Below are 9,195 nucleotides of genomic sequence, written 5' to 3' on the forward strand. Positions count from 1 at the left end.
ACCACCTGGGAATGTTATTAAACCATTGTTAGAGTGTTCAATATTGTATAGTGAACCACCTGGTTGTGATAATTTTCCAATTTCTCCTGTATTCATATCAAAGAATTTAGCTGTTTTAGCTTTTTTCATTGAAATGTCTTTTGATCCTAATCAAGCTCCGTCCATTCTTGCGAATGCTACTAAGTTTGCTCCAAAATCAACAACAGAAATATTCATTTTAACGTTTAATTCTTCTGCTTTTTTAAGAGATGCATTAACTGCTTCTCTTGCTTCTTTTAATGTAATGTTCATATTTTTTTCTCCTAATTATGATCCCTCTATTATTTTATTTTTTAGAAGGTAATAAAATTATATAACTTTTGTTAACTAATTTTCACAATGATACTTTTTTATAACAATTAACCTTTATTAACTAAATTGTGATATGTAAATTTAAATAAAAAACAATTTATTGATATATAATAGTTATGAATAAGACAAGATGTCATTATGTATTATCGCAAAGCGAGTCCCTGATAGTGAGAGTGGGAACGATATTGTAATGGGGTTACTACTTATTTATTAATATATAATAGCAAAACATAAGAGTCTTCCAAGGGTGGTACGTTAGCCCCTTGGGCGGACTCTTTTAGTTTTTTTAAAAAAGGAGAAAACAATGAAAGTAAATAAAAATCTAAACCACACAGCTTCACACCTATTAGCTGCAGCGGTTCTTAAATTATATCCAAATACAAAATTAGGGTTCGGACCTGCAATTGAAGAAGGGTTCTATTATGACTTTGAATTTGAACAACCACTTCAAGATTCAGATTTAGCAAAGATTGAAAAACAAATGAAAAAAATGCTTGCTGGTGGATACAAAGTTATGAAAACAGAAGCAGTTGATTTAACACACCAACCATATAAACAAGAATTAATTGAAGAATTCACTTCACAAGGTAAGGAAATTACTTACTATGGAATGATAAACCCTTCAAACCAAGAATCATTATTCACAGACCTTTGTGCTGGTGGACATGTTGAAAAAGTATCAGAAGTTAAACACTTCAAATTACTTTCGTTAGCTGGTGCTTATTGAAGAGGTAATTCAGATAACATTCAATTAACAAGGATTTACGGTACAGCGTGAGAATCAAAAGAAGAACTTGATGAGTATTTAAAAATTAGAGCTGAAAGAGCTGAAAGAGATCACCGTAAGATTGGTAAAGAAATGAACATCTTTATGTTTAGTGAATTAGCAGGAAAAGGTTTCCCTATTTACTTACCAGATGGACAAATTCTTAAAAACACAATTCAGGATTATGTAAGAAAAACAGAAAAAAGATACGGATTCACAGAAGTGCAAACTCCTGCATTCGGTTCAAAAGAACTTTATATCCAATCAGGACACTGAGCACATTACAAGGATGATATGTATGAACCAGTTTCAGTTGATGGGGAAGAATTAGTTATGAGACCTATGACTTGTCCTCACCACTTCATTATTCTTAATTCTCAAAGACGTTCATATAGAGATTTCCCAATGCGTATCTCAGAACAATCACGTCTTTATAGATATGAAAAATCAGGTGCTTTAACAGGTCTTGAAAGAGTTAGATCTATGGAACTTACAGAAGGTCACATATTCTGTAGAGAAGATCAAATTATTGATGAATTTAAAAATGCCTACAACTTAATTCAAGAAGGACTTGAAAAATTCAATATTGAAATCGACTATGTATCACTTTCACTAAGAGACAAAGAAGACACTGAGAAATATCATGGTGATGAAGATATGTGAAATAAAGCTGAAGATGGTTTAAGAACAGTTCTTGAAGATCTTGGTATTGAGTACAAAGAAATGACTGGTGAAGCAGCATTCTATGGTCCAAAAATCGATATCCAAATTAGAACTGCACTTGGACACGAGGTAACACTTTCAACACTTCAATTAGACTTCTTACTTCCTGAAAAATTTGACGCTCACTACTGAGATGAAAATGAACAAAAAGTTAGACCAGTTCTTATTCACCGTGGATTCCTTTCAACATATGAAAGATTTATAGCTACATTATTAGAACAAACAAAAGGTGTATTACCATTCTGACTTGCACCTAAACAAGTAACAATTCTCCCTGTATCTCTTGAGCATCATTTAGATTACGCTCTTGAAGTTAAAAAACAATTAGAAGAAGCGGGAATTAGAGTTCATATTGATGACTCAAAAGAAAGACTTGGTAAGAAAATGCGTAATGCACAAACTTCAAAAGTTAAATTCCAATTTGTTATTGGAGATGATGAAGTTGCTAATAAGAATATTAATGTTAGAGCATATGGTTCAAAAGAACAAAATACAATGACAATTAATGAGTTTTTAGAGTTGGAAAAATAAAATAATAAAACACCACACGGTGTTTTTTTTATTGATATATAATATTAATAAGTATAAAATGTATATACAAGACTAAAATGTAATGAAATGGGAGAAATAATGAAGATATTAGCAATAGATTTGGGTGGAACAACTGCAAAAGTTGCTCTGATGGTAAAAGATGAAATAACAAAGAGATGAATAGTGCCAACAGATGTGGAAAACATATTCCAGAATATAAAAGATAATCTTGAAGGTCTTGATCTTTCTGAGGTAGATAGAATAGGTTTATCAATGCCTGGTTTTATAAATCATGAAACAGGTGTTGTTAAACTTTCAGGAAATTTAAAATTAAAAGATTTTGATGCAAAAGGTGAATTCAAAAGAATATTTGGTAAGGAAGTTTATGTATTGAATGATGCTAATGCTGCAGCAATGGGTGAATATTGAAAAGGGGCTGGAACGGATTACTCATCAATTGTTTTCTATACAATTGGAACAGGTATTGGTGGTGGATTAATCATTAATAACAAACTAGTGTATGGTAATAATGGTTATGCTGGAGAATTTGGGCACGCCGGTATGATGCAAAGTAAATTCAAATGTAGTTGTGGATTGGATAATTGTGTAGAACCATTATCTTCAGCAACTGGTATTGAAAAACTATTATCAGAACACTATGGCAAAAAAACAACAATAAAAGAAATGTCTACAAAAATAGCTGAAAAAGATCCAGAAGTTATTAAATTGATGAAGGAAGCATTAATGCCATTATCAAGTCATATGGCTATAATGCAAACTGCAATAAATCCAGATGCAATAATCATCGGTGGAGGGCCTTCAGCGCTTGGTCAACCATTAATAGATATTATTGCTGAAAATTTAAATACAATGCAGTTACCATTCATTCAAAAATCAACTAAATTATTAATTGCGTCAACAAAAAATGATGCGGGTATATATGGTGCAACAATTTGAGCAAAAAACAAAGGGCAATAGTCCTTTGTTTTCATACGCTCTCAATGTTATATTAATTATTTAAATGGATGTATAAACAACTAATTTGTTAAAATATATTTATGACTATAAGACAATACATACAAAAATACATATTATTAAAAATTGTTTCAGGAGAATGACAACCGGATTCTATCCTGCCTTCTGAAAATCAATTAGCTAAAAAGTTTTCTTGTTCGAGAATTATTGCTAGGCAAGCTTTAACAACATTTGTTTCTGCTGGTATTTTACAACCTCAAAAAGGTAGAGGATATGTTGTTCTAGCTTCAGGTATCCAAGATTTCCTAGAGTCAAATTCAAAAAGATTTAACTCAATAAAAGAAAAAGTAGAATGATTGAATGAAGAAGAAAGTAAAAAACATTACAATTTCATCCAAGAAGAATATATCCAAAAATCTAATTTTTTAGAAGATTTCAAATTAGAAGAAATGGGTGTTAAAGTTAAAGAATATTATGATGAAAAAGGTTTGGTTTGTGTTCAAATAACTTACTTAAAAAATGAGTTAATAAATACAATTGGTAAAGAAAAAGTAAGTGACTCACTTACAAAGGCGATGGTTAATCATGCCATTATACCTACAGCAAGAAGAAAAGAATATTTCCCAAATAAAGATTATATTTTAGATAGATATAAAGAGGAATTAGGATGAGACACAATTGCGATTGCTTCAATCTGTCAATTATTTGTTGAAGAAAAACTAATTGAAGTAAGTGCAAAGTTAGTACGTAAAGATGTTTTCCGTATTAGAACAAAGAAAGAAATAATTTTATAAATTAAGAAAGAAAGGTCGAATAATGTTACACATAGTTTTATACCAACCAGAAATTTCACCTAATACCGGCAATATAATTAGAACTTGTTCTGCAACAGGAGCTAAGTTACATATTATTAGGCCTATTGCTTTTGAATTAAAGCCAAAATTTTTAAAAAGACCTGCAGCAGGTAGACTTTTATCTGATATTGAACATGAGGTTCATGAATCATATGAAGAGTTCGAGAAGAAATACGGTCAGGAAACTATTTACTATGTAACTAGATATGGGCAACAATACCACTCTTCTCCGGATTATTCAAAACACAAAGAAGATATCTTCTTGATGTTTGGTAGAGAATCTACAGGTATACCTAAAGAAATAATGAGAAATAAATTGGATATGTGTGTTCGTATACCAATGACACCACACGAAAGATCTCTTAACTTAGCAAATACAGTTATGTTGATGTCTTACGAGGTATTAAGACAAAGAGGATATGAAGGTCTTTCTAAATTTGAAGTCCAAAAAGGAAAAGATTGAATTCTTAAATAAGGAGAAATAATGAATAGAATACCTTTGAAAATGGAAATGCATTCTGGAATGATTGAAGGAAATCATTTCTTTAGAAGTGGAACATCAGATTATGTATTCGGTGCATTATTTATTGTTTTAGCATTAGCTATTTTATGTTTTTATCCAAGAGCAAAAGAAAATGCTAAAAGATATAAGAAGAAACAAATGGAAGAATATAAAAAGATGAATCCTAAAGCTCCATCTGATTACGAGAATACAGGTATGTTTTTACCACCATGAGAAAGAACAAAATTGTTTGCACCATTATTCTTTTGTGTAGTTTTCATAATTATTGGATTTGCCTTTTTGGTTGGAACTCCATTAAAGCTTTGAGTAGATTAATGTCCATCGGACATTTTTTTAACACAAAACTATCAAAGAACATTCAAAAGGTATAAAAAAACTTGTATATACACTAGTAACAATAGGTATAATATTAAAGTCATTAAGGTATTATGACATTTTAATATACAAAAAATATAAAATATGAAAGGAAAAATATGACTTTTTCACTTACTAAAAATTCTTCTCAAAAGAAAGAGAAGAAAGTTAAAGTAAATAACGGTAAAGGTGGAATGAAGAAGTTTCTATCTAAAGTATCAGGTGCATTCATGCTTCCGATATCAGTGATGGCCATTGCAGGACTATTCTTAGGTGTTGGTGCCGCAATCGCTTCTCATGCAGGAACAAATCATGGTCTTGAAGTGTTTGGACAATTTATCCAAAAACTTGGAGATCCAGTATTCTCAGCCATGCCTATTCTATTTGCAGCCGCAATCGCTGTTGCATTCACAGAAGAAGCTGGTGTTGCCGTATTTGCTGCAATAGTGGGGTATATGACATTCTCAATGTTACAAACTCCATTTATTACAGAAGTAAACCATGGTAGTGGTACATTCTTAGCTGACGGTAAAGTTTCAGTTAAGGGCGCACAAAACGCCAAAGAAGTTATGATACACGATGGTTGAAAAGTATTATTTGGTGGAGCTGGTAGATCAGCTAGTGCCATGGATAAACTTATTGGGTCAAACCTTGGAGTTTCATCACTTCAAACATCAGTATTTGGAGGAATTCTAGTTGGTGCTTTAACAGCATGAGCATACAACAAATTCCATACTATTAAACTTCCAAATATAATTTCATTCTTTGGAGGGAAAAGATTCGTACCATTAGTAGTAATCATTTTAATGATTCCTTTAGTGTTCGCATTCTTAATTTTCTGACCATGAGTTGGATATGGACTTGCTAAATTCGGTGAAGTTTCAGGTAAAGCTCCAGTTGGACTTGATTCATTCGTATTCGGTCTAATAGAACGTTCATTAATCCCATTCGGATTACACCACGTATTCTATGCACCACTATGATGATCAAAAGCTGGTGGAGACTTTACACAATCTCTAGCTGATTGAACAGCTGCCGGTAATAAATTCGCAGATCAAGCTCAATTAGATGCTTTAACAAAAGCTGTTGGAACAAAAGCTGGTGACTCATCTCTATGAATCGCTATGTCAGGTCTAAAATTCAACACAATTGACTTCATCAATACAAAAGGTGATTTACATCACTTACCAGTATTTGTATTCATGAAAGATCAACTAGGGTTAAACCTAGGTAGATTCATGCAAGGTAAATTCCCATTCATGATTCTTGCTTTACCAGCCGCCGCAGCCGCAATGGTTATGGCAGCGCCTAAGGAAAATAGAAAAATGGCACTTGGAACAATTCTTCCAGCTGCTCTTACATCATTCACAACAGGTGTTACAGAACCTCTAGAATTTACATTCTTATTCTTAGCTCCTGCATTATTCTGAGGGTTCCACGCCGTTATGGCTGGATTCGCATTCATGTTAATGAACGTATTTGGTGCCCATATCGGTATGACATTCTCAGGTGGTATGATCGATATGGTTATATATGGTATGCTTCCAGTAGCAAAAGGTACACACTTCTGATGAGCCTTTGTAATTGGTGCAGCATATATTCCAATTTACTTCTTAGTGTTCTATTTCTCAATTAAGAAATTTAATTTAGAAACACCAGGTAGAGGTAATAATACAAAATTATTCTCAAAAGCAGATTTCAAAAACAAAGGTAATGGTGAATCACAATCAGATCCTATTGCTGAAGGAATCGTAGCAGCTTACGGTGGTTGAGATAATATCACAGGAACAGCTAACTGTGCTACACGTTTAAGATTTGATGTTAAAGATGCATCAAAAGTTGATGAAGCAGGTTTAAAAGCTGTTGGTGCTGTTGGTATTATGAAAACATCAGCAAACCACGTTCAAGCTATCTTTGGACCACAAGCTGAACAACTTCACAATGCTATTAAAAAGCTTCCTAAAACTACAACTGCAAAAGTTGCAGAAGAAGCAAAAGAAGCTCCTAAAGCAGAAGAAGTAAAAGAAACACCTAAAGTAGAAGAAGCTAAAAAAGCAACTGCAACTAAAAAACCAGCTGCTAAAAAAGCTCCAGCTAAAAAAGCAACTGCAACTAAAAAACCAGCTGCTAAGCTCCAGCTAAAAAAGCAACTGCAACTAAAAAACCAGCTGCTAAAAAAGCTCCAGCTAAAAAAGCAACTGCAACTAAAAAATAATTAATTTTACGGTAAAGAGAGATTGAGTGAAAACTCAGTCTTTTTCTTATATAATGTTAGTAGCAAAAGTTTGCTATAAATTAAAATATAAATAAGGAGAATTAACATGGGATTATTTTCAAGATTTGCAAAATCAAAAGATTCTGGTGCGATTAACTCACCAGTAAAAGGGAAAGCCAAAACACTTAAATCACTTAAAGACGGTGTATTTTCAGAAAAAATGATGGGAGACGGTGTTGTTGTAACACCTGAAGAAGGAAAATTCTACGCTCCAATTTCAGGAACACTTACTACAGTATTCCCAACAGGACATGCTTACGGTATTACTGATAAAAACGGAGTTTCAGTTCTAGTTCACATTGGACTTGATACAGTTAACTTAAAAGGTGAAGGATTTACACCAGCTGTTAAACAAGGACAAAAAGTTAAACAAGGAGATCTATTAGTAGAAGTTGATTTAGATTTCGTTGCTAAAAACGCTCCAACTACAGATACAGTTATTGTTGTTACACCAGAAACAAAAGGTGAAACTTCAATCCTTCTAAACAAAGGTGCTGTTACAACAGAATCAAAACTTATTGAAGTTAAATAAAAGATAAAATGGACCTGATGGTCTATTTTTTTACCAAAAAAAGCAAGTTTGGAGTATAATTTTAGTGCATATTTTTATGCATAGTACTATATATATAAAAAAACAAAATATATTTAAATAAGGAGACTTTATGTCAGCAATTTCAAACATTCACGCAAGAGAAGTTCTTGATTCACGTGGAAACCCAACAGTTCAAGTTGAAGTTACAACAGAACTAGGAGGATACGGATCAGCAATGGTTCCTTCAGGAGCATCAACAGGTGTTCTAGAAGCTCTAGAACTAAGAGATGGTGCAGCCAAAGGTGCATCAGCAGCTCTTAAAAAAGCATGATTCGGTGGAAAAGGTGTTATGACTGCAGTTAACAACGTTAACAAAACAATCGCACCAAAACTAATCGGTATCGAAGTAACAGAACAAAGACTAATCGATATGACAATGATCAAATTAGACGGAACAAAAAATAAATCAAAATTAGGAGCTAACGCTATCCTAGGAGTATCACTTGCAGTTCTTAAAGCAGCAGCAGATGAACTTGATTTACCTCTATACAAATACATCGGTGGAACAAACGCTAGAAAACTTCCAGTTCCAATGTTAAACGTTATCAATGGTGGAGAGCACGCTACAAACACAATTGATTTCCAAGAATTTATGATTATGCCTGTTGGAGCTAAAACTTTTAAAGAAGCTCTACAAATGGCTAACCAAACATTCCACACACTAGCTAAACTATTACACGAAGCTGGACACGGAACACAAGTTGGTGACGAAGGTGGATTCGCTCCAAACCTTAAATCACACGAAGAAGCTCTTGACTTCCTAGTTAAAGCTATCGAAACAGCAGGATTCAAACCTGCAACAAAAGGTAAAGGTGCAATTGCTATCGCTATGGACCCTGCTTCATCAGAACTATACGATGAAAAAACAGGAATCTACACATTCGGTAAACTAAAAGCAGCTATCGATGCTGGTAAAGAAGGATTTACTTCTGCAGCAGTTAAGAAAACAAAAGTTACATTTACAACAGATGAAATGGTTACTTACCTAGGTAAACTAGTTAAGAAATACCCAATCATCTCAATTGAAGATGGGGATTCAAACAATTCACTGAAAAACATGGTTCAAAACTACAAGTTATGGGTGATGATCTATTCGTTACAAATGCCGAAATTCTTAAAAAAGGTATTAAAAACGATTCAGCAAACTCAATCCTTATTAAACTAAACCAAATTGGTTCAGTATCAGAAACTATGGATACAATTGAAATGGCTCATAAAGCTGGATTTACATGTGTAGTTTCACACCGTTCA

General features: G+C 33.1%; 8 protein-coding genes and 1 pseudogene. 8 read left to right on the top strand and 1 reads right to left on the bottom strand.

The window, feature by feature from the left end; translation table 4 throughout:
• Nucleotides 1-291, bottom strand: a 291-nt coding sequence (locus C4B25_RS03620) for a GlcG/HbpS family heme-binding protein (protein WP_131613683.1), incomplete at its 3' end; no start/stop codon positions are given.
• Nucleotides 292-655: 364 nt separating this feature from the next.
• On the opposite strand from C4B25_RS03620, the gene thrS reads away from it, so the two are divergent.
• The 8 genes and pseudogenes from thrS to eno all read left to right on the top strand — a co-directional run.
• On the top strand, nucleotides 656-2,371 hold the full coding sequence (gene thrS, locus C4B25_RS03625) for a threonine--tRNA ligase (RefSeq protein WP_131613684.1): 1,716 nt from the start codon (nucleotides 656-658) through the stop codon (nucleotides 2,369-2,371).
• Nucleotides 2,372-2,470: 99 nt separating this feature from the next.
• Nucleotides 2,471-3,349 carry an ROK family protein gene (locus tag C4B25_RS03630; protein ID WP_168380694.1) on the top strand — a complete coding sequence of 293 codons (879 nt, stop codon included), beginning with the start codon at nucleotides 2,471-2,473 and terminating at the stop codon, nucleotides 3,347-3,349.
• An 80-nt stretch (nucleotides 3,350-3,429) separates the two neighbouring features.
• Entirely contained in the window at nucleotides 3,430-4,140 is a 711-nt protein-coding gene (locus tag C4B25_RS03635) for a GntR family transcriptional regulator (protein ID WP_131613686.1), read from the top strand.
• Between the two features lie 22 nt (nucleotides 4,141-4,162).
• Nucleotides 4,163-4,675: a tRNA (cytidine(34)-2'-O)-methyltransferase gene (locus C4B25_RS03640; protein WP_131613687.1), complete on the top strand. Its 513-nt coding sequence runs from the start codon at nucleotides 4,163-4,165 to the stop codon at nucleotides 4,673-4,675.
• Nucleotides 4,676-4,684: 9 nt separating this feature from the next.
• Nucleotides 4,685-5,038, top strand: a complete 354-nt coding sequence (locus C4B25_RS03645) for a hypothetical protein (RefSeq protein ID WP_131613688.1) — start codon at nucleotides 4,685-4,687, stop codon at nucleotides 5,036-5,038.
• Nucleotides 5,039-5,196: 158 nt separating this feature from the next.
• Nucleotides 5,197-7,296: a PTS transporter subunit EIIC gene (locus C4B25_RS04845; RefSeq protein ID WP_210725176.1), complete on the top strand. Its 2,100-nt coding sequence runs from the start codon at nucleotides 5,197-5,199 to the stop codon at nucleotides 7,294-7,296.
• 102 nt (nucleotides 7,297-7,398) lie between these two features.
• A complete protein-coding gene (locus C4B25_RS03670) occupies nucleotides 7,399-7,884 on the top strand; it encodes a PTS sugar transporter subunit IIA (protein ID WP_131613689.1) in 486 nt (161 codons plus the stop codon).
• 130 nt (nucleotides 7,885-8,014) lie between these two features.
• Nucleotides 8,015-9,195 (top strand): annotated as a pseudogene (eno, locus tag C4B25_RS03675) (phosphopyruvate hydratase); the annotation flags it as partial.

It is taken from the genome of Mycoplasma todarodis (assembly GCF_004335995.1).
In the GTDB taxonomy this organism is placed as follows: Bacteria; Bacillota_I; Bacilli_A; order Mycoplasmatales; family Metamycoplasmataceae; genus Mycoplasma_K; species Mycoplasma_K todarodis.